Here is a 1,082-nt window from a genome sequence, read left to right on the forward strand (position 1 = left end):
GACGCGGATCGGGTGCGCCCGCTGCGGCCTGAGCATCCGGCGTATGTCATCTACACCTCCGGTTCCACCGGCGTGCCCAAGGGCGTCGTGGTCACCCACGCCGGTCTGGCCAACTTCTGCGTCGAGCAGACCATTCGCTACGAGCTCGACTCCGGTTCGCGGGCACTGCATTTCGCCTCGCCGTCGTTCGACGCGTCCATGCTGGAGTTCCTGCTCGCCATCGGCGCGGGCGGCACCCTCGTGGTGGTGCCGCCGGGCGTGTACGGCGGTGAGGAACTGTCCGAGCTCATCAAGAGCGAGCGGGCCACGCACGCGTTCATCACCCCGGCCGCGCTGTCCACCTTCGGTCCGGCCGGACTGGATTCGCTGCGCGTACTGGTCGCCGGTGGTGAAGCCGTCCCGGCCGATCTGGTCGAGAAGTGGGCCGTGCCTTTGGCGGACGGCACCATGCGTGCTTTCCACAATGGTTACGGTCCGACCGAGACCACCATCATGACCAATATCAGCGAGGCGTTGGAGCCCGGTGATCTGGTCACCATCGGTGGCCCGATCCGGGGTATGCAGTCGCTGATCCTGGACAACCGGTTGCGGCCGGTTCCGGTGGGTGTCGCGGGTGAGCTCTATCTGTCGGGCATTCAGCTGGCGCGCGGCTATCACGCGCGTCCGGGTCTGACCGCGGATCGGTTCGTCGCCAATCCCTATGTCGACGGTGCGCGGATGTATCGCACCGGTGACGTGGTGCGGTGGACTCCGAACGGTGAGGTCGAGTACGTCGGCCGCTCGGATTTCCAGGTGAAGGTGCGTGGTTTCCGTATCGAACTTGGTGAGATCGACGCCGCTCTGGCGTCGCACGAGTCGGTGGACTTCGCTGTCACCGTGGGCCACAAGAATGCTGCCGGTGCGGTGTCTCTGGTGTCGTATGTGGTTGCCACGCCGGGTCATTCGATCGATGCCGCCGTTGTCACGGCGCATGTGGAGCAGCGTCTGCCCGCGTACATGGTGCCGTCGTCGGTCATGGTCATCGACCGGGTGCCGCTGACCCCGGTGGGCAAGTTGGACCGCAAGGCCCTGCCCGAACCGGT

1 protein-coding gene is annotated in these 1,082 nt (G+C 66.1%); it reads left to right on the forward strand.

Features of this window, described 5'->3' with window-relative positions; translation table 11 throughout:
- Window positions 1-1,082: amino acid adenylation domain-containing protein (locus NC4_RS38555; protein WP_157555490.1), on the forward strand; the 1,082-nt coding region annotated here is incomplete at both ends.

The organism is Nocardia crassostreae (genome assembly GCF_001613405.1).
GTDB classification, from domain to species: Bacteria; Actinomycetota; Actinomycetes; order Mycobacteriales; family Mycobacteriaceae; genus Nocardia; species Nocardia crassostreae.